Annotated in this window: 31 protein-coding genes; 16 read left to right on the plus strand and 15 right to left on the minus strand. The window is 70.9% G+C overall.

Translation table 11 applies throughout. From position 1 onward, the window contains the following. Positions 1–29: 29 nt before the first annotated feature. Both M8542_RS02130 and M8542_RS02135 read left to right on the plus strand, forming a co-directional pair. A complete protein-coding gene (locus tag M8542_RS02130) occupies positions 30–1,436 on the plus strand; it encodes a WS/DGAT/MGAT family O-acyltransferase (protein WP_257918233.1) in 1,407 nt (468 codons plus the stop codon). Further along, on the plus strand, positions 1,433–1,924 hold the full coding sequence (locus M8542_RS02135) for a DUF6912 family protein (protein ID WP_257918234.1): 492 nt from the start codon (positions 1,433–1,435) through the stop codon (positions 1,922–1,924). Before M8542_RS02130 ends, M8542_RS02135 begins: the two co-directional genes overlap by 4 nt. A gap of 485 nt (positions 1,925–2,409) precedes the next feature. Here M8542_RS02135 and M8542_RS02140 read toward each other — a convergent pair whose 3' ends face one another. From M8542_RS02140 to rsgA, 3 genes are all read right to left on the minus strand, one after another. Next, complete coding sequence (locus tag M8542_RS02140; RefSeq protein ID WP_257918235.1) at positions 2,410–3,144, minus strand: SCO4651 family lipoprotein; 735 nt, start codon at positions 3,142–3,144, stop codon at positions 2,410–2,412. 70 nt (positions 3,145–3,214) lie between these two features. Continuing rightward, positions 3,215–4,105 (minus strand): SCO4651 family lipoprotein, encoded by an 891-nt coding sequence (locus M8542_RS02145; RefSeq protein WP_257918236.1) that lies wholly within the window; start codon positions 4,103–4,105, stop codon positions 3,215–3,217. 102 nt (positions 4,106–4,207) lie between these two features. Beyond that, on the minus strand, positions 4,208–5,230 hold the full coding sequence (gene rsgA, locus M8542_RS02150; RefSeq protein ID WP_257918237.1) for a ribosome small subunit-dependent GTPase A: 1,023 nt from the start codon (positions 5,228–5,230) through the stop codon (positions 4,208–4,210). A gap of 109 nt (positions 5,231–5,339) precedes the next feature. Here rsgA and M8542_RS02155 point away from each other — a divergent pair, with 109 nt between their 5' ends. Both M8542_RS02155 and M8542_RS02160 read left to right on the plus strand, forming a co-directional pair. Beyond that, positions 5,340–6,098 (plus strand): SOS response-associated peptidase, encoded by a 759-nt coding sequence (locus M8542_RS02155; RefSeq protein WP_257918238.1) that lies wholly within the window; start codon positions 5,340–5,342, stop codon positions 6,096–6,098. After that, positions 6,095–6,703: an alpha/beta hydrolase family protein gene (locus M8542_RS02160; RefSeq protein WP_257918239.1), complete on the plus strand. Its 609-nt coding sequence runs from the start codon at positions 6,095–6,097 to the stop codon at positions 6,701–6,703. Before M8542_RS02155 ends, M8542_RS02160 begins: the two co-directional genes overlap by 4 nt. A 139-nt stretch (positions 6,704–6,842) precedes the next feature. Here the strand turns inward: M8542_RS02160 and ybaK are convergent, their stop codons facing one another. Then, the gene (ybaK, locus tag M8542_RS02165; RefSeq protein ID WP_257918240.1) at positions 6,843–7,319 is read right to left on the minus strand and encodes a Cys-tRNA(Pro) deacylase; all 477 of its coding nucleotides are present in this window, start codon (positions 7,317–7,319) and stop codon (positions 6,843–6,845) included. Positions 7,320–7,512: 193 nt separating this feature from the next. Here ybaK and M8542_RS02170 point away from each other — a divergent pair, with 193 nt between their 5' ends. Both M8542_RS02170 and rsrA read left to right on the plus strand, forming a co-directional pair. After that, positions 7,513–8,136: a sigma-70 family RNA polymerase sigma factor gene (locus M8542_RS02170; RefSeq protein WP_257918241.1), complete on the plus strand. Its 624-nt coding sequence runs from the start codon at positions 7,513–7,515 to the stop codon at positions 8,134–8,136. Next, a complete protein-coding gene (gene rsrA / locus M8542_RS02175; protein ID WP_257918242.1) occupies positions 8,133–8,453 on the plus strand; it encodes a mycothiol system anti-sigma-R factor in 321 nt (106 codons plus the stop codon). Before M8542_RS02170 ends, rsrA begins: the two co-directional genes overlap by 4 nt. A gap of 63 nt (positions 8,454–8,516) precedes the next feature. Here rsrA and M8542_RS50560 read toward each other — a convergent pair whose 3' ends face one another. Continuing rightward, positions 8,517–8,591 carry a 50S ribosomal protein bL37 gene (locus M8542_RS50560; protein WP_370444718.1) on the minus strand — a complete coding sequence of 25 codons (75 nt, stop codon included), beginning with the start codon at positions 8,589–8,591 and terminating at the stop codon, positions 8,517–8,519. 100 nt (positions 8,592–8,691) lie between these two features. On the opposite strand from M8542_RS50560, the gene M8542_RS02180 reads away from it, so the two are divergent. Beyond that, positions 8,692–8,904: a biotin/lipoyl-binding carrier protein gene (locus M8542_RS02180; RefSeq protein WP_257918243.1), complete on the plus strand. Its 213-nt coding sequence runs from the start codon at positions 8,692–8,694 to the stop codon at positions 8,902–8,904. A gap of 4 nt (positions 8,905–8,908) precedes the next feature. After that, on the plus strand, positions 8,909–10,429 hold the full coding sequence (locus M8542_RS02185) for a sensor histidine kinase (RefSeq protein ID WP_257918244.1): 1,521 nt from the start codon (positions 8,909–8,911) through the stop codon (positions 10,427–10,429). Positions 10,430–10,748: 319 nt separating this feature from the next. On the opposite strand, the gene M8542_RS02190 is transcribed toward M8542_RS02185, so the two are convergent. Then, on the minus strand, positions 10,749–11,003 hold the full coding sequence (locus M8542_RS02190) for a WhiB family transcriptional regulator (RefSeq protein WP_072481920.1): 255 nt from the start codon (positions 11,001–11,003) through the stop codon (positions 10,749–10,751). Between the two features lie 274 nt (positions 11,004–11,277). Then, positions 11,278–12,204 (minus strand): diacylglycerol/lipid kinase family protein, encoded by a 927-nt coding sequence (locus tag M8542_RS02195; RefSeq protein ID WP_257918245.1) that lies wholly within the window; start codon positions 12,202–12,204, stop codon positions 11,278–11,280. Between the two features lie 312 nt (positions 12,205–12,516). Here M8542_RS02195 and M8542_RS02200 point away from each other — a divergent pair, with 312 nt between their 5' ends. Continuing rightward, the gene (locus tag M8542_RS02200; RefSeq protein ID WP_257918246.1) at positions 12,517–12,987 is read left to right on the plus strand and encodes a hypothetical protein; all 471 of its coding nucleotides are present in this window, start codon (positions 12,517–12,519) and stop codon (positions 12,985–12,987) included. Between the two features lie 142 nt (positions 12,988–13,129). Here the strand turns inward: M8542_RS02200 and M8542_RS02205 are convergent, their stop codons facing one another. Together M8542_RS02205 and M8542_RS02210 are read right to left on the minus strand one after the other, a co-directional pair. Then, the gene (locus M8542_RS02205) at positions 13,130–13,612 is read right to left on the minus strand and encodes a GNAT family N-acetyltransferase (RefSeq protein ID WP_257918247.1); all 483 of its coding nucleotides are present in this window, start codon (positions 13,610–13,612) and stop codon (positions 13,130–13,132) included. Position 13,613: 1 nt separating this feature from the next. Next, positions 13,614–14,204 carry an acid phosphatase gene (locus tag M8542_RS02210; RefSeq protein ID WP_257918248.1) on the minus strand — a complete coding sequence of 197 codons (591 nt, stop codon included), beginning with the start codon at positions 14,202–14,204 and terminating at the stop codon, positions 13,614–13,616. An 82-nt stretch (positions 14,205–14,286) separates the two neighbouring features. Here M8542_RS02210 and M8542_RS02215 point away from each other — a divergent pair, with 82 nt between their 5' ends. Then, complete coding sequence (locus M8542_RS02215; protein WP_257918249.1) at positions 14,287–14,760, plus strand: hotdog fold domain-containing protein; 474 nt, start codon at positions 14,287–14,289, stop codon at positions 14,758–14,760. Here M8542_RS02215 and M8542_RS02220 read toward each other — a convergent pair. Further along, entirely contained in the window at positions 14,757–15,425 is a 669-nt protein-coding gene (locus tag M8542_RS02220) for a hypothetical protein (RefSeq protein ID WP_257918250.1), read from the minus strand. The two genes, M8542_RS02215 and M8542_RS02220, sit on opposite strands and share 4 nt — an antisense overlap. Positions 15,426–15,562: 137 nt before the next feature. Between M8542_RS02220 and M8542_RS02225 the strand changes: the two genes are divergently transcribed. Beyond that, the gene (locus M8542_RS02225) at positions 15,563–17,173 is read left to right on the plus strand and encodes a GMC oxidoreductase (RefSeq protein ID WP_257918251.1); all 1,611 of its coding nucleotides are present in this window, start codon (positions 15,563–15,565) and stop codon (positions 17,171–17,173) included. Here M8542_RS02225 and M8542_RS02230 read toward each other — a convergent pair. The 3 genes from M8542_RS02230 to M8542_RS02240 all read right to left on the minus strand — a co-directional run bounded on the left by M8542_RS02230 (position 17,163) and on the right by M8542_RS02240 (position 18,739). After that, a complete protein-coding gene (locus M8542_RS02230) occupies positions 17,163–17,597 on the minus strand; it encodes a MarR family winged helix-turn-helix transcriptional regulator (RefSeq protein ID WP_257918252.1) in 435 nt (144 codons plus the stop codon). The two genes, M8542_RS02225 and M8542_RS02230, sit on opposite strands and share 11 nt — an antisense overlap. After that, positions 17,594–18,070, minus strand: a complete 477-nt coding sequence (locus tag M8542_RS02235; RefSeq protein WP_257918253.1) for an SRPBCC family protein — start codon at positions 18,068–18,070, stop codon at positions 17,594–17,596. Before M8542_RS02235 ends, M8542_RS02230 begins: the two co-directional genes overlap by 4 nt. 63 nt (positions 18,071–18,133) lie before the next feature. Continuing rightward, positions 18,134–18,739, minus strand: coding sequence for a dTDP-4-dehydrorhamnose 3,5-epimerase family protein (locus M8542_RS02240; RefSeq protein ID WP_257918254.1), 606 nt, complete (start codon positions 18,737–18,739; stop codon positions 18,134–18,136). 356 nt (positions 18,740–19,095) lie between these two features. Here M8542_RS02240 and M8542_RS02245 point away from each other — a divergent pair, with 356 nt between their 5' ends. Further along, positions 19,096–20,277: an NAD(P)-dependent malic enzyme gene (locus M8542_RS02245; protein ID WP_257918255.1), complete on the plus strand. Its 1,182-nt coding sequence runs from the start codon at positions 19,096–19,098 to the stop codon at positions 20,275–20,277. A 48-nt stretch (positions 20,278–20,325) separates the two neighbouring features. On the opposite strand, the gene M8542_RS02250 is transcribed toward M8542_RS02245, so the two are convergent. Then, entirely contained in the window at positions 20,326–21,732 is a 1,407-nt protein-coding gene (locus M8542_RS02250) for a bis-aminopropyl spermidine synthase family protein (protein ID WP_257918256.1), read from the minus strand. 92 nt (positions 21,733–21,824) lie between these two features. Here M8542_RS02250 and M8542_RS02255 point away from each other — a divergent pair, with 92 nt between their 5' ends. The 4 genes from M8542_RS02255 to M8542_RS02270 are packed head-to-tail and all read left to right on the plus strand — an operon-like array spanning position 21,825 to position 25,124. After that, on the plus strand, positions 21,825–22,910 hold the full coding sequence (locus M8542_RS02255) for an ABC transporter ATP-binding protein (protein ID WP_257918257.1): 1,086 nt from the start codon (positions 21,825–21,827) through the stop codon (positions 22,908–22,910). Beyond that, complete coding sequence (locus M8542_RS02260) at positions 22,907–23,575, plus strand: ABC transporter permease (protein WP_257918258.1); 669 nt, start codon at positions 22,907–22,909, stop codon at positions 23,573–23,575. The genes M8542_RS02255 and M8542_RS02260 overlap by 4 nt, the downstream gene beginning before the upstream one ends. After that, positions 23,572–24,255, plus strand: coding sequence for an ABC transporter permease (locus M8542_RS02265; protein ID WP_257918259.1), 684 nt, complete (start codon positions 23,572–23,574; stop codon positions 24,253–24,255). Before M8542_RS02260 ends, M8542_RS02265 begins: the two co-directional genes overlap by 4 nt. Beyond that, positions 24,252–25,124: an ABC transporter substrate-binding protein gene (locus M8542_RS02270; protein ID WP_257918260.1), complete on the plus strand. Its 873-nt coding sequence runs from the start codon at positions 24,252–24,254 to the stop codon at positions 25,122–25,124. Before M8542_RS02265 ends, M8542_RS02270 begins: the two co-directional genes overlap by 4 nt. Here M8542_RS02270 and M8542_RS02275 read toward each other — a convergent pair. Further along, positions 25,121–25,723 carry a LysE family translocator gene (locus M8542_RS02275; protein WP_257918261.1) on the minus strand — a complete coding sequence of 201 codons (603 nt, stop codon included), beginning with the start codon at positions 25,721–25,723 and terminating at the stop codon, positions 25,121–25,123. The genes M8542_RS02270 and M8542_RS02275 overlap by 4 nt on opposite strands. Positions 25,724–25,764: the final 41 nt, after the last annotated feature.

Below are 25,764 nucleotides of genomic sequence, written 5' to 3' on the forward strand. Positions count from 1 at the left end.
GCAGTCTCGCACTGTGTAAGGATCGGCTCATGCCCGACCGCCTGTCCGCGCTGGACGCCTCGTTCCGCTACGTCGAGGACCACGCGACCCCGATGCACGTCGGCGGGGTGGCGATCTTCGAACGGCCGCGGTCCGGGTTCAGCTACGCGCAGCTGCTCGACCTCGTCGGGGCGCGGCTGGCGTACCTGCCGCGGTACCGGCAGCGCGTCCTCGAGGTGCCGGGGCACCTGGCGCGGCCGGTGTGGGTGGACGACGTCGACTTCGACCTGAACTACCACGTCCGGCGCTCGGCGCTGCCCCAGCCGGGCAGCGACGAGCAGCTGTTCGACCTGGTCGCGCGGCTGATGTCGCGGCGCCTGGCGCCCGAGCGGCCGCTGTGGGAGGCCTACTTCATCGAGGGGCTGGCCGGCGACCGGGTGGCGCTGGTGACGAAGACCCACCAGTCCGTTGTGGACGGTGTCGGCACGATCGAGCTCGGCCAGCTCATCCTCGACCCGACGCCGGCCGAGCCCGAGCCGTTCGAGGACATCTGGACGCCGCGGCGCGAGCCGAGCCGCACCCAGCTGGTGCTGGACGCGGTCAGCGAGGGCGTCCAGCGGCCGGGCGAGGTGGTGGAGAACGTCCGGTCGGCGGCGAACGACGCGGTCGCGGCGGCGGGCAAGCTCGCCGACACCGTCGGCGGCGTGGCGTCGACGCTGCGCACGCTGGTGCGCCCGGCGCCGTCCGGCCCGCTGAACGTCCGGGTGTCCGGCGGCCGGGTGTTCGCGGCGGTGCGCACGCGGCTGGAGGACTTCCGCAAGATCCGCGCGGCGCACGGCGGCACGGTCAACGACGTCGTGCTCGCGGCGGTCACCGGCGCGTTGCGCGAATGGCTGCTGTCGCGCGAGGAGACGCTGACCCCGAACACGACGGTCCGCGCGCTGGTGCCGCTGGCGGTGCGCGACGCGGAGACGGCGGAGTACTCGACGCCGGCGCTGGTCGGCAACCAGGTGGCGGCATACCTGGTGGACCTGCCGGTCGGCGAGCCGAACGCGGTGCTGCGGCTGCAGCACATCGGCCACGCGATGGCCGAGCACCTGGACTCGGGCCGCTCGGTGGCGGCGCGCGGGCTGCTCAAGGTGGGCGGCTTCGCGCCGGCCACCCTCCATTCGCTGGGCGCGCGGGCGGCGGGGTCGCTGTCCGGGCGCATCTTCAACGTGATGGTGACCAATTCGCCGGGCCCGCAGATGCCGATGTACGCGGGAGAGGCCAGACTGGTCGAGATGTTCCCGGTGATGCCGCTGATGCGCACCCAGGCCCTGGCGATCGGGGTGACGTCCTACCACGGCGGCGTCTACTTCGGACTCAACGGCGACCGCAAGGCCGCGTTCGACGTCGATCTGGTGGCCGGGATGATCGAAGAGTCCTTGGAAGAGCTGAAGGGTGCGCACTGGTGAGGGTTTATCTGCCTGCGACCATCGCGATGCTTCGCGACCTCGAATCGTCGGGGGAGTTCCGCGCCCGCAGCGGAACGGCGTTCGCGTTGACACCGGCGTTGCGCGAGGCGTACTCGTCGGGCTCGGACGAGGAGCTGGAGTACGCGGCGTTGCTGGACGCGGCCCGGGCGTCGCTGCGCTTGATCGCGGCGGAGGAGAAGGGCGAGCCCCGCCGGGTGGTGGTCTCGGCGGACGTGGAAGGCGTGACGCTGCGCCCGGACCTGGACGCCCCGGTGGTCCGAATCGGCGGCCCGATCCCGCTGAAACTGGTCGCGGCGATCCACGTGGACGCTTCGGAGGCGGCCGAGGCCGTGTCGGCGGCCGCGGCGGTGATCGACGCGGCGGATCTAGGTGACCCCGATGCGGAGTTCACGCTCGGGGATGCCGAGGATCATGAACTGGCTTGGTATGCGCCGCAGGAACTGCCGTTCTTGCTGGAGCTCCTCTGAGTTGTCCACAGGTGGGTCAACCTGTGGACAACTCGGCTTGAGTGCGGGTTCGCGTGGGGGGTGGCCGGTAGACTGGACTGGGGACGCCCCCCGGGGATGGGCGGGGGATGTCTTTTGGGGCTGGGGGCCGGCCCGCAGTGAACCCGTCCGGGTTCGGGGACGCGCGTTCGCCCCGCTACAGCGGCATCGGCTTGGTCGTGGGCATCCGCTGACCACGTCAGCGGCATCCGCGAACCAGCCACTTCGGCAGGGCCCTCCCAGCTCACCCTTCAGCGCCGGCCGTGGCCGTGTAGGCCCAGAGGGCGGGATCAGAGGGCAAGTCACCCGGCTCCACCGGCGCACTTCGCCGCCTCGACGGACGGGTGCGCGTGAGGCATCCCAGGCCGGCCCACGCACCTCGTGCCCGCCGCCAAAAGCCTGCGCGCCCCGTCGTCCCGATCACCGACACCGCAAATCCGTCGCCGTTCGAACGAAGGCGGACCTGACTACCCCACCTCACCCGGAGGCGGCGCCTGCACGTCCACCGGCCCACCCCACTCGCTGTACCGCGTGGTGATCCGAGCCTCCGCCCCCTGAAGAATCGGCGAAAGATCCAGCACCACCTGCAACGGCCGGTGCGTGTCGTCGAGCCACAGCTCCACCGGGAACTTGCCCGTCGACTCCGGGGGCAGCCCCGCCGGCAGGTCGCCGCCCAGCCGGGCGAGGTCCAGCTCCACCCGGTAGTGCTCCGCGGCCACCCCGCTCAGCTCCGTGCGCTCCGACGAGACGATCGTGCCCGCCGTGCGGATCTCGCCCAGGGTGTGCGCCGGGTCGTTCTGGGCCGCCAGCTGCGTCAAGCTGCCGCCCAGGACCTGGGAGAACGGGTCGTTACCGTCCGGGGAGACCGCCACCCACGGCTTGCCCGTGCCCACCTCGTCGCGCGAGCCCTCCGGGACCTTCGCGTACAGCTTGCCCGCCACCTGCCGCAGCTCCAGCGGGTCGCCGAGGAAGTCCGTCGTCATCACCTGTGCCGTTCCGCCCGCGCCGAAGCGGGCCTGGCCCTGGCCCTTCGAGCGGACGGACCCCACCGCGACGTCCGTGCCGAACTTCGCCGAGCCGGCGCTCGTCGTGGCCGCTGTGGCGGCGTCGGCCAGGGCCCGCGCGTCCGGGAACGCCGGTGGGGGTGGCGCGCCGGAACAGCCGGCGAGCAGGACGAGCAGCAGCACGACGGCTTTGCGCATGGCGCCAACAAAAACACAGCGGCTCCCCCGAACCCGTTCGGGGGAGCCGCTGCTACTCAGCGTCGTCCGGTCAGCGACCGGCCTTCTTCATCAGCTCGCCGAGGTCGACGACCTGGTCGGCCGGCGGGGCCGTCACGTCGACCTGGGTGCCCCAGTCGCTGTACTTCATCGTGAACTTCGCGTCGCCCGCCGGCGCGCCCAGCGCCTGCATCATCGGGCCCTGGTCCATGGTCACCTGCACCGGCAGGTTGTCCTTGTCCAGCCACAGCTCGGCCGGGATCTTGATGTCCTTGCCCTTGAGCATCCCGGCGACCTTGTCCCGGGTCGCGGCCGGCGCGGAACCGGCGAACTGGTCGACGGCCTTGGCCACGTCCAGCTCGACCTTGTAGTGGTTGACCTGCTTGCCGTTCAGCTCGGTCTGGTCGGACGAGATGATCCGGCCCGCCTTCGAGATCTGCTCGAGCATCTTGCTCGGGTCGCTCTGGTCGGCCGTCTGCGTCAGCGCGCTGCCCATGGCCTGCGAGATCGGGTCGGTGCCCTCGGACGAGATCTTCGCCCACGACTTGTCGGTGCCCATCTGCGCCTGCTGGTCGGCGGGCAGCTTGATGTACATGACCTGGTCGACCAGGCGCATCTCGGTGGTCTGGCCCGCCGCGGTGCTGGTCATCGAGAACTTGGTGTTCGCGCCGTCGATGGCCATCGCGCCGGTCGCGCTCATGCTCTGACCGGCGGCGGAGCCCTCCATGGTGAACTTCGCCGACTTGGACTTCTCGGTGCCCTGCTTGGACGCCGACGCCAGCTGGATCGCGTCGGTGAACGGCGAGGCGAGGCCGCTGCCGCCGGCCTGGGTCTGGCTGCCCGCGGCGGCCGGCTCGGCGGTGCCGGACGTGTTGCCACTGCATGCCGACAGCGTCAGGGCCAACGCCGCGGCGCTCGCGGCGACCAGGGTGGTCTTGCGCATCGAAATCCCCTCAGGAGTTGGATCTTCCGCTCGGACTATCGCCCGATCGGGCGAATGGTTACCTCTGGGACGGTGACGATGCGGAGTCGGTTCCCGGTTGCCTCAGGCGTCCGTGGCCCGGGTCACGTCGTGGCCGCCGCGCGAGGCCAGCAGGCGCCGCAGCGACGTGAGCCGCTCGGCGCCGGCGCGGCCCTCGGTGACGACGTCGTCGAGCGCGCAGTCCGGGTCTTCCGGCGGGCCCAGGTGCCCGCAGCCCGACGGGCACTCCTCGGCGGCTTCGGCGAACTCCTCGAAGGCGTCGACGATGTCGTCCGCGGTGACGTGGGCCAGCCCGAACGAGCGCACACCCGGCGTGTCGATCACCCAGCCGCCGTCCGGCAGCGGCAGCGCCACCGCCGCGACGGACGTGTGCCGTCCCTTGCCGACCCCGCTCACCACGCCGACGGCCAGGTCGGCGTCCGGGACCAGGCGGTTGACCAATGTCGACTTGCCGACACCGGAGTGGCCGACCAGTGCCGTCACGCGGTCCTTCAGCATCTCCGCGAGGCCTTCGGGCTCTTCGTCGTAGCGGGTCACGATCGCCGGGATGTCGAGGCCGGCGTAGCCCGCGAGCAGCTCGTCCGGGCTGGCGAGGTCGGCTTTCGTCAGGCACAGCACGGGCTCGACACCACCCGCGTAGCAGGCGACCAGGCAGCGGTCGATGAACCCGGTGCGCGGCGGCGGGTCGGCGAGGGCGGTGACGATCAGCAGGCGCTCCGCGTTGGCCACGACCAGCCGTTCGTACGGATCGGTGTCGTCGGCCGTGCGCAGCAGGGAGCTGGTGCGCTCGTCGACGCGGATGATCCGCGCGAGGGTGTCGGGCTTGCCCGAGACGTCGCCGACCACGCCGACCCGGTCGCCGACGACCACCGGTGTCCGGCCCATCTCCCGGGCCCGCATCGCGGTGATCACCCGGTCGGGATCGGCGTCGATCGCGCAGGTCCAGCGGCCGCGGTCCTTGCCGATGACCATGGCGTTGACCGCGTCGGCGTGCTCGGGACGGCGCTTGCTGCGGGGGCGGGTGCCCTTCCCCGGACGCACGCGGACGTCGGACTCGTCCAGCTTGCTCCAGTCGTTGCGCGCCAACCCCGCCGTCCTCCCGTGCTCCGGTGTCCACCCGAATGATCCCACGCCGCTCGCCAGGGCCCTGGCCTGCGTGTAACGATGGCGTCCTGTCCGGCAGAGGAGGTTGCTCATGTGCGGCCGCTACGCCGCTACGAAGGACCCGGCGAAGCTGATCGAGGAGTTCGAGGCGATCGACCTCACCGAGGGCCACGCGCGTGCGGACCACAACGTCGCGCCGACCAAGAACGTCGTCACGGTCGTGCAGCGGCACCCACGCGACGACGACGGCGAAGTCCTCGAGGACGAGCCCGCCCAGCGGTCGCTGCGGATGATGAAGTGGGGCCTGGTGCCGTTCTGGGCGAAGGACCCGTCGGTCGGCTCGCGGATGATCAACACGCGCGCCGAGACCGCCGCCGAGAAGCCCGCCTTCCGCCGCGCGCTGGTGTCGCGCCGCTGCCTGGTGCCCGCCGACGGCTGGTTCGAGTGGCGCCGCACGGGCAAGGAGAAGGAGCCGTTCTACATGACGGAGCCGGATGGCTCCTCGATCGCGTTCGGCGGCATCTGGGAGAGCTGGCGGCCGAAGGACGACGACAACGCGTCGCCGCTGATCACGTTCTCGATCATCACGACCGACGCCGCCGGGCAGCTCACCGACGTCCACCACCGGATGCCGCTGATCGTGCCCAAGGCGCACTGGGACGGCTGGCTGGACCCGGACCGCGAGGACGTCAAGGACCTGCTGGTGCCGACGCCGGACGACATCGTCGAGTCGCTGGAGCTGCGGCCGATCTCGACGCTGGTCAACAACGTCCGCAACAACGGGCCCGAGCTGCTGGAGCGCGTCGACCCGGCGAACGAAGACGCGCTGTTCGACGTGCCGAAGTCATGACGGCCCTGGCGATCGACACCGCGTACGGCCCGGCCCGGGTGTACCTGCACTGCGCCGAGGAGGGCGAGGCGGTGCTGATGCTCGGCCACGGCGCGGGCGGCGGCCTCGGGGCGAAGGACCTGGTGGCGGTGACGCGCGCGGCCCGGATGGCTGGCGTGCACGTGGCGCTGGTCGAGCAGCCCTACCGGGTGGCGGGCCGCCGCGCGCCGGCCCCGGCGAACCAGCTGGACACGGCCTGGCTGACGATCGCGGACGAGCTGTCGGAGCGCTTCGACTCCCTGCCGTTCGTCTTCGGCGGCCGCTCGTCGGGCGCCCGGGTGGCCTGCCGGACAGCGTCGGCCGGGCAGGCGGTGGCGGTGCTGTGCCTGGCGTTCCCGGAGCACCCGCCGGGCAGGCCGGAGAAGACCCGCCAGCCGGAACTGGATGCGGTCGAGGTCCCGGTGCTGGTGGTGCAGGGGGAGCGGGACCCGTTCGGGCGGCCGGCGGCCGGGCCGCACCACGAGATCGTGCTGGTGGATGGGGACCACAGCCTGTCGAAAGATTTGGAGACGGTGTCGCGGGCGGCTACCGAGTGGCTGTCTCGGGTGCTGCGTCCGCTGGCCTGAGTTGTCCACATCGGCTTCGGTTGTCCACAGATTCGCGCGGCTGGGTTTTTTCGGCCCCAGGCCCGATACGCTGGACTAGGGACGCCCCCCGGGATGGGCGGGGGCTGTCCGGGGTGGCCCTGGGCCGCATTTCCCCAGCTCAGGCGGCGATCGGCGCCACCACTGCCGAAGCCAGCCGGACCAGATCACCCGGAGCCAGCTCCATCTCCAACCCCCGCCGCCCGGCCGAGCAGAACACCGTTTCGAACGTCGGCGCCGACGCGTCGATCACCACCGGGAGCCGGCTCCGATGGCCCAGCGGCGAGATCCCGCCCAGCACGTACCCGGTGGCTCGCTGCGCCGCCGCCGGGTCGGCCATCTTCGCCTTCTTGCCGCCTGCCGCGGCCGCCAGACCCTTCAGGTCCAGCTGGCCCGTGACCGGGACCACACCCACCACGAGCCGGCCGTCCACCTCCGCGACCAGCGTCTTGAACACCCGGGCCCGGTCCAGTCCCAGGGCCTCCACCGCCTCCAGGCCGTACGACTCCGCGCGCGGGTCGTGGTCGTAGGCGTGCAGCGTGTGCGGCACTTTCTGCTTCGTCAGAACCGCCGTCGCCGGGGTGCCCTTGCCAGCCATGCGCCGCAGTCTAGGGAATGCGCGCCCCACCCGATCGGTTGTACGGGTCGTGACCACAACGCTCGCCACCACACGCTCTCGCAGCCGTCGCCGCCCTGAGGCACCGGCGAACCGCGGTGTGCCCGGCCCCCGCGTAAACTCGACGTCGCCGTATGCGCGCACGCGCATCGACGCCGAGCGGGAAGGGACCGGTTTGCCGAGCACGCAGAACCCAGCGTCGGAAGAAGCGACCGAGGCCGAGCGCGCCGAGCGCTTCGAGCGGGACGCGATGCCGCTGCTCGACCAGCTGTACTCGGCCGCGATGCGGATGACCCGCAACCCCGCCGATGCCGAGGACCTGGTCCAGGAGACCTACCTCAAGGCGTATGCCGCCTTCGCGTCGTTCAAGGCCGGCACGAACCTCAAGGCGTGGATGTACCGCATCCTCACCAACACCTACATCAACGGCTACCGCAAGCGGCAGCGGCAGCCGGTGCAGCAGCCCACCGAGGAGATCACCGACTGGCAGATCGCCAAGGCGGAGAGCCACACCTCCAGCGGGCTGCGTTCGGCCGAGGTCGAGGCGATGGACAACCTGCCCGACACCGACGTCAAGGCCGCGCTGCAGAAGCTGCCCGAGGAGTTCCGGCTGGCCGTCTACCTGGCCGACGTCGAGGGCTTCGCCTACAAGGAGATCGCCGAGATCATGGACACCCCCATCGGCACCGTGATGTCCCGCCTGCACCGCGGCCGCGCCCAGCTGCGCGACCTGCTCGCCGACGTCGCCCGCGAGCGTGGCTTCATCCGCGGCGCCAAGGAGGAGGTGGCGGGGCGATGAACGACATGTGCGAGGGCGCGTCCGACAAGGTCCGCTGCGAAGAGGCGCTCGCCGACATCTACCTGCTGCTCGACCGCGAGTGCAGCCCCGAGCGGGACGCCGCCCTGCGCGCCCACATCGACGACTGCCCGCCGTGCCTCGAGGAGTACGGCATCGACGAGCACATCAAGCAGCTCCTGGCCCGCAAGTGCGGCGGCGACCACGCCCCGGCCGAGCTGAAGAGCCGGCTGCGCGCGTCGATCCGCCAGACCGTCGCCACGCGCGGCGGTGTCACGGTGGAACGCACCGAGATCACGCTCGAGCAGCGGTCCGAGTAGCGCCTGAGCACGACGAAGGCCCCCGCACTTCGGTGCGGGGGCCTTTTGCGTGCCGGCGCCGGCTCAGGAGTTGGGCTTGCCACCGTGGTTCGCGGCGTTCTTCTTCCGGCTGCGACGCTTGCGGGCGCGCTTCGACATGTTCACTCCTCGTCGTCAAAGCTGGTCAACCTCTCAAGTGTGTCATGACGTCCCGTTCTGGTTGGATGGGGTGGTCCGGGCGAGCGCGAGGAGGGTGTCGATGGCCGAGATCAGAGCCGAAATGGTCGGCACCGTGCTGCAGGTCGTCGCCGAGCCCGGCGCCGCGCTGGCCGCGGGTGACACCGTGCTCGTCCTGGAGTCGATGAAGATGGAGCTGCCGGTGGTCACCGAGGGTGCGGGCACGCTCGCGCGCCTCGCCGTCCGCCAGGGCGACCTCGTCCAGCAGGGTGACCTGCTCGGGGTGGTCGAGTAGTCCCGTGTCCACGCTCGCCGAACTGCTCGCCGACAACACCGGCCTCCCCGGGGAGGCCGCCGACCACCTGCAGACCGTCGTCGCGGAGTGGCAGCTGCTGGCCGACCTGTCCTTCGCCGACTTCCTGCTCTGGGTCCCGGTGACCGAGGAGCTGCAGCCCGACGGCGGCGACTTCGTCTGCGTCGCGCACGCACGCCCGACGACGGCGCCCACCGCGCACCCCGAGGACGTCGTCGGCACCCGGTTCACCGTGGAGGAGCATCCGCAGCTGGCGAAGGCCATGCGCGAGGTGCGGATCTGCCGTGAGGAAGACCCGCACTGGTACCGCGACCTGCCGATGCGGCGCGAGGCGATCCCGGTGCGCTTCCACGACACCGTCATCGCCGTGATGAGCCGCGAGACGAACCTGGCCGCGCCGCGCGTGCCGTCGCCGCTGGAGATCGCCTACCTGGGCAGCGCCGGCGACCTGTGCCAGATGATCGTCGACGGCACGTTCCCGCCGAACGGCAGCAACGCGACCGACACGCACACCTCGCCGCGGGTGGGCGACGGGCTGATCCGGCTCGACTCGAGCGGCACCGTGGTGTTCGCCAGCCCGAACGGCCTGTCCGCCTACCACCGGATGGGCCACGAGTCCGACCTGGTCGGCACGCGCCTGGCGCCGCTGACGCGGTCGCTGATCCGCGACCCGTTCGACGCGACCGAGGTGTCGCACCGGATCATCGAGGCCCTCGACGGGAAGCCGTCGAGCCGCACGGAGGCTGACTCGCGACGCGGCGCCGTCGTGCTGTTCCGCGCACTGCCGCTCCGGCCGGCCGGGCAGGCGGCGGGCGCGCTGGTGCTGGTCCGCGACGTCACCGAGGTGAAGCGGCGCGACCGCGCGCTGCTGTCGAAGGACGCGACGATCCGCGAGATCCACCACCGGGTGAAGAACAACCTGCAGACGGTGGCGGCGCTGCTGCGCCTGCAGTCCCGGCGGACGACGTCGGAGGAGGCGCGGCTCGCGCTGGCCGAGTCGGTGCGCCGGGTGACGTCGATCGCACTGGTGCACGAGGCGCTGTCGATCTCCGTCGACGAGCGCGTCGACCTCGACAAGCTGCTCGACAACGTGCTGCCGATGGTCGGCGAGGTCGCCACGGCGGAGTCGCAGGTCGGGTTGAAGCGGACGGGCTCGTTCGGGGTGGTCGTCGCGGAGATCGCGACGCCGCTGGTGATGGTGCTGGCCGAGCTGGTGCAGAACGCCGTCGAGCACGCCTTCCCGGCCGGCCGGTCCGGCAAGGTCGAGCTGATCGTGGAGCGCTCGGCGCGCTGGCTCGACGTCGTCATCCGCGACAACGGGCGCGGCCTGCCGTCGGGCTTCTCGCTGGAGCGTTCGGACGGCCTCGGCCTGCAGATCGTGCGGACGCTGGTGGAGTCCGAACTGCGCGGCTCGCTGTCGCTGCGGAAGGTGCGCACCGAGGCGTCGTCGACCCGGGTGACCGGAACCGAAGCCGCGCTGCGCATCCCTCTTTCGCGTCGCTTGTAGACAGTCGCGTTTGGACTCGATCACCGCCGGGCATTCCCGTTGTGGTGAACGTGATCGGGTGCGGTCGCGGAGGGGTGAACACGCTGAAGGCCCGGCACCTGGTGCATGCGGTGCCGGGCCGTTCAACGTTTTGCGGAGGACTGTCCTGCTTCGGAAAGCAAGTCCCGGTGAGGTTTCAGCGCACCCGTGTTCGGGTGGTTTCGCCTCGGTTGTTAAACTTGAGTCAGGTAGGTATCACCACAGACGGCGTGGGCACAGGAATGCCCGCCGGGTGAAGTTCCTACTCGGCTCGGGTGAAACGGTGGATCTGTGTAGAACTTCAGGCGTTGGTACGCGTGCCGATGTGCGTACGGCGGCGCTTGAGCGCGCGTCGCTCGTCCTCGCTCATGCCGCCCCACACGCCCGCGTCCTGGCCGCTGGCCAAAGCCCAGGCCAAGCAGTCGGAAGCGACGGTGCAGCGGTGGCACACGGCCTTCGCCTGAGCTACCTGCGACAGAGCAGGACCGCTGGTTCCCACCGGGAAGAACAGCTCGGGGTCCTCGTCTCGGCAGGCCGCGTCGTGGCGCCAGTCCATGTTCGTGAGCTCCTTCATATGGCGCGGGAGGGCCGCGCCACAGTCGTCAATGGCGGTCGTGTTTTCGGGTGCTTGTGAATGCTTTCACGAAGCACTGCTTTCGACAAGGGTTTCCTGAAGATCGGTGAGTCAGCTCACCCGGCCGAGCGACGCTTCTGACCTGCGGTTTCTCTCCGAAACAGCCCGCCTGACGGAAGGCTGATGCGCTGAGTGGAGCTTCTGCGTCGACGAACGGCAGGTTGCACTTTGCCGCAAGCGATCAGAGGCTCAGTCGTCACACGATTACTGTGAGTGCACTCGGGACGCTGAAGAACTCCACTCGGGTCCGCTGGCCGACGAGGTCGCCGTCCACCTGGAAGTTTACCGGTTCAGCTGCGTCGATGCGGATCATCGGCAGGTCATCGTGACGCACGAGACGCTTGCCTTTTTGGTTGCTCTTCGTAGCCAAAGCACGGCGTACATGCTTGAACACCGTGGGCAACCCCAGACCGTTCAACGCGAACAAACCCAATCCCGTCTCGAACGAGCAACCCGGGTTGAGGTGGACCGGACGCTCGCCCAGGTAGCTCCACGGATCGGTGTTCGACACGAAAGCGGTCAGCGCTTCGGCGGGTTCCTCACCCGGGATGCGGATCGTGAGGGCCGGCCGGCCCAGCGGCGGCCGGAAGTAGGAGCGGACGGCGGCCCGCATGTAGAGGCCGGCGGTCGTCTGCTTGCCGCGGCGCTTGGCGACGCGGCCGACGACGTCGGCGTCCCAGCCGAGGCCGGCGTTGAAGGTGAACCAGTGCCCGTCGGCCAGGCCGAGCCCGACCCGGCGGGAGCGTTCGTGCTCCAGCGCGTGCAGCAGCTGGTGGGTGGCCTCGACGGGGTCCGAGGAGATGCCGAGGGCGCGTGCGAAGACGTTGGCCGAGCCGCCGGGGACGACACCGAGCGCCGGGACACGTCCGATCTGCGTGGGATCGCCGTCGGAATCGGCCAGCAGGCCGTTGACGACCTCGTTGACCGTGCCGTCGCCGCCGTGGGCCACGACCAGGTCGATCCCGTCCCGCGCCGCCGAGCGCGCGACGGCCATGGCGTGCCCGCGGTAGTCGGTTTCGACCACGTCGAGCTTCACCTGGCTGGCGAGCGCGTGCGCCAGGACGTCCCGGCCACCGGCGGTGGTCGAGGTGGCCTGAGGGTTCACGACGAGGATTGCGCGCACCACCGCAGAGTAGGTGACTTCCGGCGGTCCGAGAACCTTCCGGCGGCCCATGGTGACGGGCGCAACCCCGGGGAACAGCACCTTCGAGACCCTGTGGCGGGCGGTCCTCCTTCACGTGCGGGTGTCCGCGCGTCGTGACAAGTGCACCCGGGCCGACCGCCCGCTCATCGACGACACCTTGATTCTCAGGGCCCGGGCGGCCCCGGGAAAACGGCCGACCGGGTGGCATACGATCGAATCAGCTCACGCACGGTGACCCGCCCTGGTGGGGGTCCACTGTGTCCCCGCGAAAGATCTCCCGGAAGGCCCGCTGTGAAGCTCTCGCCCGCACCCCGTGAGGTCCGGCTGGCCGGCGCGGTCACCGCGGTGCCGTCGCTCGCCCTGCTGGTGCTGGGCGTGATCGTGCTGGTCAAGGGCCTGGGCGCGCCGGCTCAGCCGGGCAACAACGTCTTCGTCGAGTCGGGCACGTTCATCGTGGTGGCGCTGGCGTTCCTGGCCGCGTCGGCCGGGCTGGTGCTGGGGCACACGTGGGCCCGCTCGCCCGGGGTGGTGATCGCGCTGATCGTGATCGGCCTCGGCTGGTACCTGCTCGGCCCGTCGGGCGAGCCGGTCTGGGGCGTGCCGGTCGCGCTGCTCGGGATCGTCGCGCTGGTGCTGCTGTTCCGGCGCCCGTCGCGAGAGTGGGCGCTGGGCCTGCGCGAGGGCGAGACGGAAACGGAAGCCGCCGAACGCGGCGGCCTGGCCGGCCGCCGCGCCGAGCGCGAAGGCCACGAAGAAGACTGAACCCGGGACTCGCGTGATCAGGCCCGTAACTCGCGTGATCGAAGCCGTAACTCGCGTGATCAGCGCCGGATCTCGCGAGTTACGGCCTCGATCACGCGAGATCCGGCTCTGATCACGCGGATGACGGCTCCGATCACGCGGGTTACGCCTCCGCGGCCAGGGCCTTCAGGGGTTCGTCGGTGAGGCGGTTCACGGTCCACTCGTCCATCGGGACCGCGCCCAGTGCCTTGTAGAACTGGGTTGCCGGGTTCCAGTCGAGGACCGACCACTCGAGCCGGGCGTAGCCGTTCGCGACGCACTCCGCCGCCAGCGCCGCCAGCAGGGCCTTGCCCAGGCCGGAGCCGCGGTGGGACGGCAGGACGAACAGGTCCTCCAGGTAGATCCCGTGCACGCCGCGCCAGGTCGAGTAGTTGAGGAACCACACCGCGAAGCCGACGACCTCGCCGTCCACCTCGGCCACGTGCCCGAACAGCTTCGGCGCGTCGCCGAACAGTGCCTCGTGCAGCTGCGGCGCGGTCAGGTGGCACTCGTCCGGCGCGCGTTCGTAGTCCGCGAGCGCGTACGCCAGGGCGACGGCGGCCTCGACGTCGTCGGGCCGGATCCGGCGGATGCGGTCGTCGGGCACTTCAGTCCTCCAGGGCGGGCGGCAGGTTGAGGTGTTCGATCTGGGGCTCGCCGCGCTCGTCGCCGAGCACCGCGATGCCGGCCGCGTCCAGTCCGAAGTGGACCCCGGCCGTGGCGGGGAGGCCGAGCCAGCGCGCCACCAGCACGCGGCTGAAGTGCCCGTGCCCGACCAGGATCACGTCGCCGGCTTCGATGTCCTGACGCGCTCGCGAAAGCACGCGGTCCGCGCGGTCGAAGACGTCGGAAACGCTTTCGCCACCCGGCATCGGGTGCGTCCAGACCGTCCAGCCCGGCACGGTCTCGCGGATCTTCGGCGTGGTGACGCCCTCGTAGTCGCCGTAGTCCCACTCGGCGAGGTCCTCGGTGACTTCGTCCACGCGCAGCCCGGCCAGCGCGGCGGTCCGCAGCGCGCGGGAGCGCGGGCTCGAGAGCACCAGCGACGGCCCGCCGACCAGCGTCCGGAGCGTGCCGCCCGCGGCGAGCGCCTGGCCCTCGCCTGCCGGGGTCAGCGGGATGTCCGTGCGGCCGGTGTGCCGCCCGTTCAGCGACCATTCGGTCTGGCCGTGCCGGAGGAGGAAGAGACGGTTCGCCACGCGGGCGAATATAACCGGCCGTTTGCGCGGCGGCAGGTCGCCTGCTTAGCTACTGGCCAGTAGCTTAGTTCAAGGAGGGGCGATGACCGAGACGCCGACGTTCGCGCTGTGGCACAAGCTGGCCGCGAAGCCGGGCGGAAAACAGCTGTTCAGCGCCGCGATGTGCGTGCGCGTGCCGTACTTCCGCACGGTGCTGCCGTCGGTGCGGGAGCTGCGGCCGGGCCACTGCGAGGTCACCGCGCCGAAGTGGTGGGGTGTCTACAACCACATCCGCACGTTCCACGCCATCGCCGCCTGCAACCTCGCCGAGATCGCGATGGGCATGCTCGCCGAGGCGACCGTCCCGCCGACGCACCGCTGGCTGCCGAAGGGCATGAACGTCCAGTACGTCGCGAAGGCCGAGACGGGCCTGCGCGCGGTGGCGTCGCTGCCCGGGCTGCCCGAGTTCGGCGACGAGGGTGTCGAACTGGACGTCCCGGTGACCATTTCGGACACGAACGGCAAACCGGTGGTCACCGGGACGATCACGATCTGGGTGACGCCGAAGAAGCGTTAGAGCTGCTTGTACCGCACGTACGACGCCTGGTGGAACGCGTTCTCGCCGGCTGGTGACGGCAGGCCGAGGCGCCGGTCGGCGAGCTTGCCGAGGGCACCGCAGCCGGTGGTCCCGGGCAGCGCGAGGTCCGGGTCGACGACGCCGGAGAACGCCGTCCGCGGGTTCTCCGAGATGATCCGCGGCGGGACGGCCGGGTCGTCGTGCACGACGGTGTGCAGCGGCTTCGCCGCGGTGCCGATGCTGCAGCCCTTGCGCAGCAACGGGTGCCGCAGCACGGCGTAGACGTCGAGCTCGCCGCGGCGCACGTCGTCGCTGTGGAAGTCGGAGTACCCGCCGTAGCGCAGCTGGATCGTCGCGCCGGCCAGGCCGGGGACGCGCGCGGGCGCGTGTCGCAGCGAGCCGAACACCTGCGCGTACTCGCCGTTCACGCGGCCTTCGCTGAACGTGAGTCGCAGTTCGCCGAGCGGGATCACCCGGTCGCCGATCGTCAGCTTTCCTTGGGAGACAAAGGCTTCGCAGCGCCACGTGCCCGGGTCGGCGTTCGCGGGCGGCGCCGGGCAGTCGGTGAAGTCGAAGACCGGCAGCTCTTCCGCGGACGCCGTCCCGGGCGCGACCCCCAGTGCGGCCGCGGCGACCGCGGCTGCCCCCAGTGCGAGAAGTTTCATGCCGGTGAGCTTGCTCGCGCCGCGGGCCGCGGACATCCGGGATCGCCCCCAGGGGAAGCCCTCGGATTTCCCTCAACCGGGTGAGACACGTTTCATTTAGTTAACGCCGTTTACTGAACTCGGGCATGCTCGGGTCCATGTCTGCCTTCTCCCGCCGCCGGTTCCTCGGCCTCGCCGCCCTGAACTCCGCCGCCGCCCTCGGGCTGACCACGGTCTCGACGCGGCCCGCGGCCGCCACGCCGCTCCCGGCGTACTCGCCGGCAGTGGTCATCGGCACCGGCTACGGCGCCGCCGTCACGGCGTTGCGGCTCGGCGAGGCCGGGATCCCGACGCTGATGCTCGAGATGGGCAAGCTGTGGAACAGCCCCGGCGCCGACGGCAAGGTGTTCTGCTCGATGCTCGCGCCCGACGAGCGGGCGATGTGGTTCAAGGGCCGCACCGAGGCGCCGCTGGCGTCGTTCCTCTGGCTCGACCTGGCCAACCGCGACATCCCGCGCCACGCCGGCGTGCTCGACCGGGTCGGCTACGGCGACATGGGGGTTTACCTCGGCCGCGGCGTCGGCGGCGGCTCGCTGGTCAACGGCGCGATGGCGGTGACGCCGAAGCGGTCCTACTTCGAGGAGATCCTGCCGCGGGTCGACGCCGACGAGATGTACGGCCGCTACTTCCCGCGAGCCCGGGCCGAACTCGGCGTGGACGTCGTGGACCCGGACTGGTTCGAGACGTGCCGCTCCTACCAGTACGCGCGCGTCTCGCGGAAGGCCGCGCGCAAAGCCGGGTTCGCCACCACGTTCGTATCCACTGTATACAATGTCGACTACCTACGGCGCGAGGAAGCGGGCGAGGTGCCGCGCTCGGCGGACGCGTCCGAGGTCATCTACGGCAACAACCACGGGAAGCGCTCGCTCGACCAGTCCTACCTGGCCGCCGCGCTCGGCACCGGGAACGTGACCATCCGGGCGCTGTCCGAGGTCCGCGAGATCCTCCGGCAGCCGGACGGCACGTTCACGCTGGTGGTGCGGGAGATCGACGAGCGCGGCACGGTCCTGGGCACCCAGCACGTCACCACGAAGTCGCTGTTCCTCGGCGCGGGCAGCGTCGGCTCGACCGAGCTGCTGCTCCGCGCCCGCGACACCGGGCGCCTGCCCAGGCTGAACGCCGCAATCGGACAGGGCTGGGGGACGAACGGGAACGTCATGTGCGGGCGCGCCAACCACGTCTGGGACACCACCGGCAGCCTGCAGTCGGGCATGCCCGCGCTCGGCATCGACAACTGGGCCGACCCGGTGCACCCGGCCTTCGCCGAGATCGCGCCGGTGCCGGCCGGGCTCGAGACGTGGGTCAGCCTGTACCTCGCGATCACGAAGAACCCCGAACGCGGGCACTTCACCTACGACGCGGCGACCGACTCGGCGAAGCTGCACTGGGCGGCGTCGCAGGGGCAGCCGTCGATCGACGCCGCGAAGGCGCTGTTCGACAAGATCAACCGGGCGAACCGGACGATCTACCGCCACGACCTGTTCGGCGACACGCGCCCGTTCGAGAACCGCTTCACCTACCACCCACTGGGCGGGCTGGTGCTCGGCGAAGCGACGGACGACTACGGCCGGGTCGAGGGCTACCGCAACCTGTACGTCACGGACGGCTCGCTGATCCCGGGCAGCACCGGCGTCAACCCGTTCGTGACGATCACGGCGCTGGCCGAGCGCAACATCGAGCGCGTCCTGGCCGAGGACTTCACGGGCTGAGCCTGGCGAGCGACTCGACGAAGCCGTCGTCGGTGGCGGCGAAGAAGGACGCGTCGGCGGCTTCGACGTCCTTCAGCGCCTTCGCGACCAGGTCCAGTCCGGCCTTCGTGACCTCCAGCCGCTTCGCGCGGGCGTCGGCCGGGTCGTCGGCACGGGCGAGCAGGCCGCGATCGGCCAGCTTGCGGACGACCTGGCTGGTCATCATCGTGTCCGTGCCGGCCTGCTCGGCGAGCTGCCGCTGGGTCGGCGGCTCGCCCGAGCGGGTGAGCCACCACGTGGTGGTCAGCAGCACGAACTGGACGTGCGTGAGGTCGTGCGGCGCCAGCGCGGCCCGCATCGCCCGCTGCCAGGCCAGTGTCACGCGCCACAGCAGGAAGCCGGGGCTGCGTTCGGGGCCGGGCAGGCGGGACTCCGGGGCGGTCATGCTCGCAAGCTTGCCTCGTCATACGGGGCTTCGCCCCGGCCGGGGGCTCCGCCACCCGGACCCCCGGAGGTGCTTGCCTCGGCCAGTCGCGCAAGCGCTTGCATGGCGTCGGGAGTGTCCGACGTGACCTGCGGGCCGAACCCCTCCGGCCCGTCGACGGTGACGCGGTAGGTGATCCGCGTGCCGCCCTCGACGTCGGTCAGGACGTGCTCGAAGCGCAGGAACGCGTCGGGCAGCCGGGTCTCGTCGGTGAAGCTCCGGCCGTCGGTGACCTCGGTCAGCGTGAACGGGATCGGCGGCATCCCGGCCATCGTCATCGTCCCGCTGGTCCCGGCGGTGAACGCCCCCGCCAGGACCACCGAGCGGACGCCCGCGTCCCACTCCGGCCAGCGGGCGGTGTCGGCCCAGAGCGGCCAGATCGCGGCGGCGGGCGCGGTGGAGGTCTCGGTGTGCTCGTACTCGTAAAGTGTCATGCGGGCAGACTATATGCACGCTTAGTAAATTCGCAAGCAGTCGGACGACCGGGGCGGTGGTGGTCAGTTCGCCAGGTGCAGCTTGTCGTAGTACGCGACGCAGTCCGCGTAGGTCGGCAGCAAGCCCTGCTCGCGAGCCTCCGCCAGGGTGGGCGCGTCGCGGTCCTTGTCGGACAGGATCAGCTCGATGTCGGCGGGCCACGGCAGGTTCAGCGCCGGGTCGAGCGGGGTGATCGCGTGCTCACCCGTCGGGTTGTACGGCTCGGAGCAGAGGTAGGCCATCACGGTGTCGTCTTCGAGGGCGACGAAGGCGTGGCCGAGGCCCTCGGCGAGGTAGACGGCGCGGTACTCGCTGGAGTCGAGCGTGACCGCCTCGAACGCGCCGAACGTCGGCGAGCCGACGCGCAGGTCGACGACGACGTCGAGCAGGACGCCGCGCGGGCAGTAGACGTACTTGGCCTGGCCGGGCGGGGTGTCGGCGAAGTGGATGCCGCGGATCGTGCCGCGCCGCGAAACGCTGTGGTTGGACTGCCCGAGCCGCAGGGGGTGCCCGGCCGCTTCGCGGAAGGTGTCCTCCTGAAAGGGGGCGACGAACAGGCCCCGATCGTCGGGGAACGCCCGGGGGAAGAACTCGAAGGCGTCCGGGACGCTCAGCTGCCGGAATTGCATGCCGTCACCATATCCGCCGCCAACAAAACCGGACGGACGTCTTGGGAATTGCCGGAAATGTCGGGGGATGTGACATGAACCGCACCGAGGGGTCACCTGCCGGACAAGACCTGTCACAATGAACGGACCGCCGCGTCCGCGGCCATCGCCAGACCCACGGCACCGATGGCCGACGTGACGCCTCGCCGACAGGCCGGCGCTACCGCGCTGGGCTGCCGTGCCGGGAATCACCACGGTGTCCCCTGTAGCCGTGGTCCCAGCTCGCATGCCCAGGAGTAATTCACGTGACACAGGTTCGAACCGCGAGTTCTGTCATTCCCTCAGGACGAATGCCGGAAACGACGACAGGAAAGCCCATGAGCGACCCCACCGGCGCCGGCGCGCCGGTCACCGACGAAGAGATCTTCACCGGGCACGAGGGCGGCAAGCTCTCGGTGGCGGCCACCCGCCCCATTTCCAGCCCGCGTGACCTTTCGATCGCGTACACCCCCGGGGTGGCGAAGGTGAGCCGTGCGATCGCCGAGGACGCCGCCAAGGCCAAGCGGTACACGTGGGCGGACCGGCTCGTCGTCGTGGTGAGCGACGGGACGGCGGTGCTCGGCCTCGGCGACATCGGCGCGAGCGCGTCGCTGCCGGTCATGGAGGGCAAGTCGGTCCTGTTCAAGACCTTCGGCGGGCTCGACTCGATCCCGCTGGTGCTCGACACCACCGACGTCGACGAGATCGTCGAGACGATGGTGCGGCTGCGGCCGTCCTACGGCGCGGTCAACCTCGAGGACGTCTCCGCGCCGCGCTGCTTCGAGCTGGAGGACAAGCTCAAGGAGGCGCTGGACTGCCCGGTCATGCACGACGACCAGCACGGCACGGCGATCGTCACGCTGGCCGCCCTGCGCGGCGCCAACCTGGTGCTCGACCGGGCGATCGCCGACCAGCGCGTGGTCGTCTCCGGGGCCGGCGCGGCGGGGGTCGCCTGCGCCCGGATCCTGCAGGAAGCCGGCATCGGGGACGTCACCGTCCTCGACTCGCGCGGCATCATCCACGAAGGCCGCGAGGGCCTGAACCCGGTCAAGCAACGCCTGGCCGCGACCACGAACAAGGCCGGCCTGAAGGGCGGGCTCGCGGAGGCGCTCGAGGGCGCGGACGTGTTCCTCGGCCTGTCCGGCGCGACGATCGACGAGGCCCTGCTGGGCCGGATGTCGGGCGGCGGCATCGTGTTCGCACTGTCCAACCCGGACCCGGAAGTTCACCCGGACGTGGCCGCGCGGTACGCGTCGATCGTGGCCACCGGCCGCAGCGACTTCCCGAACCAGATCAACAACGTGCTGGCGTTCCCCGGCGTGTTCCGCGGCGCGCTGGACTCCGGCGCCCGCGCGATCACGGAGGGCATGAAGCTGGCCGCGGCCGAGGCGATCGTCTCGGTGGCGATGGACGACCTGGGTCCGGACCGGATCGTCCCGTCCCCGCTCGACCCGCGCGTGGCCCCCGAGGTCGCGGCCGCGGTGGCGAAGGCCGCTCAGGCCGACGGCGTCACCGACTGACCCGGCGCCAAAGCGGCACTTTCACGTGAAAGTGCCGCTTTCGGCGTCTCAGAGGAGCTCAGTCAGGCGGTGGCGGGGGACGTCGACCAGGCGCAGGTCCACCAGGTCGTCGGGGACGTCGAGGGAGACGTTCGCCAGGCGGGCATGCGCCCGGGTGAGGACCTCGTCCTGCTGCTCCACCGCGTCCGCGACGACCACCGCGTGCCGGTTGTCCGGTGTGCTGCGCAGGTAACGCAGCGCGTACTTGCCCCGGATGAGGGACGCCAGCGCCTCCTGGGACGCCTGGTCCGCGAGGTCCGGGTGCGCGTTCGGCACCAGCAGCGCCAGCCGCCGGGCGTTCGTGCCCAGCAGCGTCCGCAGCAGCCACGGGCCCGGGTCCGCCGAGAGGTCCATCGCGACCGCGTCGCCCTCGGGTCCGGAGATCGACCAGTCCACCGGCCGCGACTCCAGCGAAAGCCCGCCCGCGACGGCGATTTCCTTCAGCTTCTCCAGCAACGCCGGTTTCGTCCCGGCCGCCTCCACCGACTGCGGGCCGTGCGTGTAGATCGCCTTGCCGCTGCGCACCTTCTTGGCCTTCGCCGTCGGCTGGCAGACGTACAGGTCCGCCGCGCTGCCGATCGCCTGCGCGCCGAAGTACCGGTTGAAGCCGGGCAGGATCGCCTCGAACGTCAGCCCGAGCGTCGCCAGCGAGCGCTGCACCTGCGCGCCCAGCGCCGGGTGCCGCGGGCTGTAGCCGTAGGCGAACAACAGCCGGCCCTCGGAGGGCTCCCGCAGTGCCTGCACGCCGCGCGCGGCGAACAGGCCCATGCCTTCCGGGGTGTACGGCGGATCGCTGAACACCAGGTCGAAGCGGCCGGCGAGGGCCGGTGGCAGCCCGACGCGCAGGTCCGTGTGCGCGGTCGCGATCTCGCGCCCGCCGCGGTCGTCCAGGTAGGCGAGGACGCGCTCATCGAGGTCGACGACCGTCAAGGAGGCCGCCGGGCAGACCGCGCGCACCGCCAGCGACGTCAGGTCGTGGTCGCCGAGGAACAGCAGCCGCGCCGACGCGAGGTCGTAGTGCGCGTCGAGCCACAGCGCGCGGCGCAGCACCGTCTCCGGCGTCGCCTGCACGTGGTCGAGCGCGGCCAGCGGCGACGGTACCTCGGCCACCCACTCGGCGACCTTCGGCAGCAGCTCGTGGCCCGCGACGGCCTCGTCGAGCGGGTCGGCGTAGCGCGGCGCGCTGTACTGCAGGTACGACGCGGCGACGCCGGGGGCGATCCGCAGCCGGTCGCCGCTGCGGTCGAGGTCGTCGCCGAGGGCGTTCAGGACGTCCTCCACGCTGCGCCGCGGCGCCGTGGACAGCCGCACCAGCTCGGCGAGGTCGTGGTCGCCGGTGCGCAGGAGGTCGATGACGCGGTACAACGGGCGGACGCCGACACCGTGCGCGGCGAGGACGTCGTCGAGGGACTTCACGGGCCTTGAGCCTAGTCACCACCGTTCGGAACACCGTGCCAACGGCTGCCGACTGGGCTACGGTCGGTTGCACCGGACATGGGGAGTGGGCAGTGACCATCGAATTCCGCGACGTGACCAAGCAGTATCCGGATGGGACGGTCGCCGTCGACAAGCTGAACATGACGGTCGAAGACGGCACGATCACCGTGTTCGTCGGCCCGTCCGGCTGCGGGAAGACGACGTCGCTGCGGATGATCAACCGGATGGTCGAGCCGACCGGCGGCCAGGTGCTGCTCGACGGCAAGGACGTCGCCGAGGGCGACCCGGCGCTGCTGCGCCGCGGCATCGGCTACGTCATCCAGCACGCCGGTCTCTTTCCACACAGGACAGTGCTCGACAACATCGCCACCGTGCCCCTGCTCTCGGGCTGGGACAAGGCGAAGGCGCGCAAGCGGGCGGCCGAGCTGCTGGAGACCATCGGCCTGCCGGCCGAGCTCGGCAAGCGGTACCCGGCGCAGCTCTCGGGCGGCCAGCAGCAGCGCGTCGGCGTCGCCCGCGCGCTGGCCGCCGACTCGCCGGTGCTGCTGATGGACGAGCCGTTCTCCGCCGTCGACCCGATCGTGCGCGAGGACCTGCAGAACGAGCTGCTGCGGCTGCAGTCGCAGCTGGGCAAGACGATCGTGTTCGTCACCCACGACATCGACGAGGCCGTCCGGCTCGGCGACAAGGTCGCGGTGATGCGCGTCGGCGGCAAGCTCGCCCAGTACGGCACCCCCGCCGACGTGCTGCGCCACCCGGTCGACGACTTCGTCGCGTCGTTCGTCGGCCGCGACCGCGGCTACCGCGGCCTGTCCTTCCTCTCCGCGGACGGCGTCGAGGTGAAGGAGCTGGCGCTGGTCGAGATCGGCGCCACGGTCTCCGCGACCGACGGCTGGCGGCTCGCGGTCAACGCGGACAAGCAGCCCCGCGGCTGGCTGCCCCCGAACTCCACTGTGGACGGCGCACTGTCCGAAGACGACCTCGTCGCCGGCGGTTCGCTGTGGATCCACGGCACGCCGATCCGCGGCGCGCTCGATGCCGCGCTGTCTTCGCCGGCCAGCCTCGGCGTGGTCGTCGACGAAGAGCACCGCGTGCTCGGCGGGGTGGTCGCGAGGCAAGTGCTGGACGTGATCGAGGCGACCCCGCAGGCGTCATGAGCTTCTTCGACGAGCTCGGGCAGTACCTGAGCAGCGGGAACACGCGTGCCGAAATCCTCGGCGACCTGGGTGACCACGTCTACCTGGCGCTGCTCCCGCTGGTGCTGGGCATCGTGCTCGCGGTCGCGGCCGGCTGGCTCGGGCACCGCTGGCCGCCCGCCCGGCAGGTGCTGATGGTGCTGGCCAACCTGCTCTACACGATCCCGTCGCTCGCGTTGTTCGTCGTCATCCCGGGCCTGATCGGGTCGAAGATCCTGGACAGCGTCAACGTCGTCGTCGCGCTGACGATCTACACCACGGCGCTGCTGGTCCGCCCGGTGCTCGACGCGCTGGACGCGGTGGCGCCGCCGGTGATCGCCGCCGCGACCGCGGTCGGGTACAAGCCGGTGCGGCGGTTCTTCGCCGTCGAGCTGCCGCTTTCCGTGCCGGTGCTCGCGGCCGGCGTGCGGGTGGCGTCGGTCAGCAACATCAGCCTGGTCAGCGTCGGCGCGCTGATCGGCACCGGCGGCCTCGGCGTGCTGTTCACCGACGGCTTCCAACGCGAATACTTCTCGCCGATCGTCGTCGGCATCGTCCTGACCCTGGTGCTGGCCTTGGTCGTCGACCTGATCCTGGTCGGGATCCGGAACCTCCTGACGCCGTGGGAACGGGTGAGCGCCGCATGATCACCGACCTCTTCCACTGGTTCGGCGACCCGGCGCACTGGTCCGGGCCCGACGGCATCCCGCAGCGGCTGCTGGAGCACCTCGGCTACGTCGCGTTGTCGCTGGTGATCGCTCTTGTCATCGCGGTCCCGCTGGGACTGTTCGTCGGTCACACCGGCCGCGGCGGTGTCGTGCTGGTCGGGGCGGGCAACGTGATCCGCGCGCTGCCGACGCTCGGGCTCGTGACGTTCCTGTTCCTACTCTTCACCGAAAGCGTCACCTCGACGATCATCGGTCTCGTGGTGCTGGCGGTGCCGCCGGTCCTGGCCGGCACCTACGCCGGGCTGCAGGCGACCGACCACGGTGTCGTCGACGCCGCGCAGGGCATCGGGATGACCGGCTGGCAGCGGCTCTGGAAGGTCGAGGTGCCGATCTCGCTGCCGCTCGTGCTGGGTGGCATCCGCAACGCCGTGCTGCAGCTCGTGGCGACCGCCGCGGTGGCCGCGTACGTCGGACTCGGTGGCCTGGGCCGGTTCCTGCTCGACGGACTGGCCATTTTGGACTATTCCGAAGTGATCGCGGGCGCGTTGCTGACGACGTTGCTCGCCATCGTGCTCGACGTTCTGTTCGCGCTGCTGAACCGCGCGCTGGTGCCCCGGGGCGTCCGGCTCGCGGCGGCCGTGAAGAAGGTGACGGCGTGAAGCGTTTTCTGGCGGCCGCTGTGCTGCTCTTGGCCGCGGGCTGCGGCAACCCGCTGGCGGGCGGCGGCGAGGGCGGGTCGAACGGCGACATCATCATCGGCGCGTCCGACGTCGGGGAAAGCCTGCTGCTGGCCCAGATCTACGCCGGCGCGCTGCGCAACGCCGGTGCGTCGAACGTGACCGTCCGGCCGCCGGTCGGCAGCCGCGAGGTCGTCGTCAAGGCCCTGCAGGACAAGTCGCTGTCGGTGGTGCCGGACTACAGCGGGAACCTGTTGCGGTACTTCGACAAGGAGACGTCCGCGACGACGTCGCAGGACGTCTACGCGCAGCTTCGGCAGAAGGTCCCGGCCGGGTTCGAGGTGCTGGACCAGGCGCCGGCGGAGGACAAGGACCTGCTGGTGGTCGGGCCGCAGCTGGCCGCCTCGGGTGTCAAGACGTTCTCGGACCTGGGAAAGCGTTGCGGCGAGCTGGTGTTCGGCGGGCCGGGCCAGTGGAGCAGCCGCTGGAAGGACCAGATCAAGAAGCTCTACGGCTGCGAGTTCAAGGAGATCCGCACGACGGACACAGGCGGCCCGGTGACGGTGGCGGCGCTGAAGTCGGGTGACGTCCAGGTGGCGGACTTGTTCAGCACGTCGTCGACGATCGCCGCGAACGGGTTCGTGCCGTTGGTGGACGACAAGAACATGTTCCCGGCGCAGAACATCGTGCCGCTGGTGGCGCGCGGGACGCTGTCGCCGGCTGAAGCGGCGGCGCTGAACCGGGTTTCGGCGGCGCTGACCACCGAGCGGCTGACGCAGCTGAACGTCGAGTTCACCGAGAAGAAGCGCAACCCGCTGGACATCGCCGAGGACTTCCTGGCCCGCAGCTAGTCGAGGGCGAGCTTCACGCCGAGGCCGATGAAGACGCCGCCGGTGGCGATCTCGATCCGGCGCTGGTTCCGCTTGCGCCGCACCCACCCGCCGACGCGCCCGGCGAGGACCCCGACGGCGCCGTCGACGAGGAACTCGAAGACGATCATGATGGCGCCGAGGATCGCGAACTGCAGCCAGACGTGCCCGCGCGCGGGGTCGATGAACTGCGGGAGGAAGGCGATGGTGAAGGTGACCATCTTGGGGTTGAGCAGGTTGGTGAGCAGGCCACTGAGGTAGGCACGGTCACTGCGCCGTTCGACGAGCGGCTTGCGGTTCCGGATGGCTTGCACGCCGAGGTAGATGAGATACCCGGCGCCGGCGATGCGGACAACGGTGAAGGCGACCGGCACGGCGGCGAAGAGGGCGGCCAGCCCAGCGGCGGCGACGGCGACGTGGATGGCTTCACTGGTGGCGACCCCGGCGGTGGCGAGCAGCCCGGCCTTCGGGCCGCCACGCATGCCGCAGCCGAGGATGAAAAGCATGTCGGGCCCCGGAGTGACCATCGCGACGATCGTGGTGAGAACGAAGGCGAGGAGAAGGTGCGGGTCGACCGGCATGAGCCGATCCTGACACGCGGCCGGGCCCGCACACACTCCTT

It is taken from the genome of Amycolatopsis iheyensis (assembly GCF_024703995.1).
In the GTDB taxonomy this organism is placed as follows: Bacteria; Actinomycetota; Actinomycetes; order Mycobacteriales; family Pseudonocardiaceae; genus Amycolatopsis; species Amycolatopsis iheyensis.

Bases quoted from the DNA above. Each gene is read 5' to 3' on its own strand.
- M8542_RS02130 (WP_257918233.1), top strand. From the start codon at position 30: ATGCCCGACCGCCTGTCCGCGCTGGACGCCTCGTTCCGCTACGTCGAG.
- M8542_RS02140 (WP_257918235.1), bottom strand. From the start codon at position 3,144: ATGCGCAAAGCCGTCGTGCTGCTGCTCGTCCTGCTCGCCGGCTGTTCC.
- M8542_RS02145 (WP_257918236.1), bottom strand. From the start codon at position 4,105: ATGCGCAAGACCACCCTGGTCGCCGCGAGCGCCGCGGCGTTGGCCCTG.
- M8542_RS02155 (WP_257918238.1), top strand. From the start codon at position 5,340: ATGTGCGGCCGCTACGCCGCTACGAAGGACCCGGCGAAGCTGATCGAG.
- M8542_RS02160 (WP_257918239.1), top strand. From the start codon at position 6,095: ATGACGGCCCTGGCGATCGACACCGCGTACGGCCCGGCCCGGGTGTAC.
- ybaK (WP_257918240.1), bottom strand. From the start codon at position 7,319: ATGGCTGGCAAGGGCACCCCGGCGACGGCGGTTCTGACGAAGCAGAAA.
- rsrA (WP_257918242.1), top strand. From the start codon at position 8,133: ATGAACGACATGTGCGAGGGCGCGTCCGACAAGGTCCGCTGCGAAGAG.
- M8542_RS02180 (WP_257918243.1), top strand. From the start codon at position 8,692: ATGGCCGAGATCAGAGCCGAAATGGTCGGCACCGTGCTGCAGGTCGTC.
- M8542_RS02190 (WP_072481920.1), bottom strand. From the start codon at position 11,003: ATGGACTGGCGCCACGACGCGGCCTGCCGAGACGAGGACCCCGAGCTG.
- M8542_RS02215 (WP_257918249.1), top strand. From the start codon at position 14,287: ATGACCGAGACGCCGACGTTCGCGCTGTGGCACAAGCTGGCCGCGAAG.
- M8542_RS02220 (WP_257918250.1), bottom strand. From the start codon at position 15,425: ATGAAACTTCTCGCACTGGGGGCAGCCGCGGTCGCCGCGGCCGCACTG.
- M8542_RS02225 (WP_257918251.1), top strand. From the start codon at position 15,563: ATGTCTGCCTTCTCCCGCCGCCGGTTCCTCGGCCTCGCCGCCCTGAAC.
- M8542_RS02230 (WP_257918252.1), bottom strand. From the start codon at position 17,597: ATGACCGCCCCGGAGTCCCGCCTGCCCGGCCCCGAACGCAGCCCCGGC.
- M8542_RS02235 (WP_257918253.1), bottom strand. From the start codon at position 18,070: ATGACACTTTACGAGTACGAGCACACCGAGACCTCCACCGCGCCCGCC.
- M8542_RS02240 (WP_257918254.1), bottom strand. From the start codon at position 18,739: ATGCAATTCCGGCAGCTGAGCGTCCCGGACGCCTTCGAGTTCTTCCCC.
- M8542_RS02245 (WP_257918255.1), top strand. From the start codon at position 19,096: ATGAGCGACCCCACCGGCGCCGGCGCGCCGGTCACCGACGAAGAGATC.
- M8542_RS02260 (WP_257918258.1), top strand. From the start codon at position 22,907: ATGAGCTTCTTCGACGAGCTCGGGCAGTACCTGAGCAGCGGGAACACG.
- M8542_RS02265 (WP_257918259.1), top strand. From the start codon at position 23,572: ATGATCACCGACCTCTTCCACTGGTTCGGCGACCCGGCGCACTGGTCC.
- M8542_RS02275 (WP_257918261.1), bottom strand. From the start codon at position 25,723: ATGCCGGTCGACCCGCACCTTCTCCTCGCCTTCGTTCTCACCACGATC.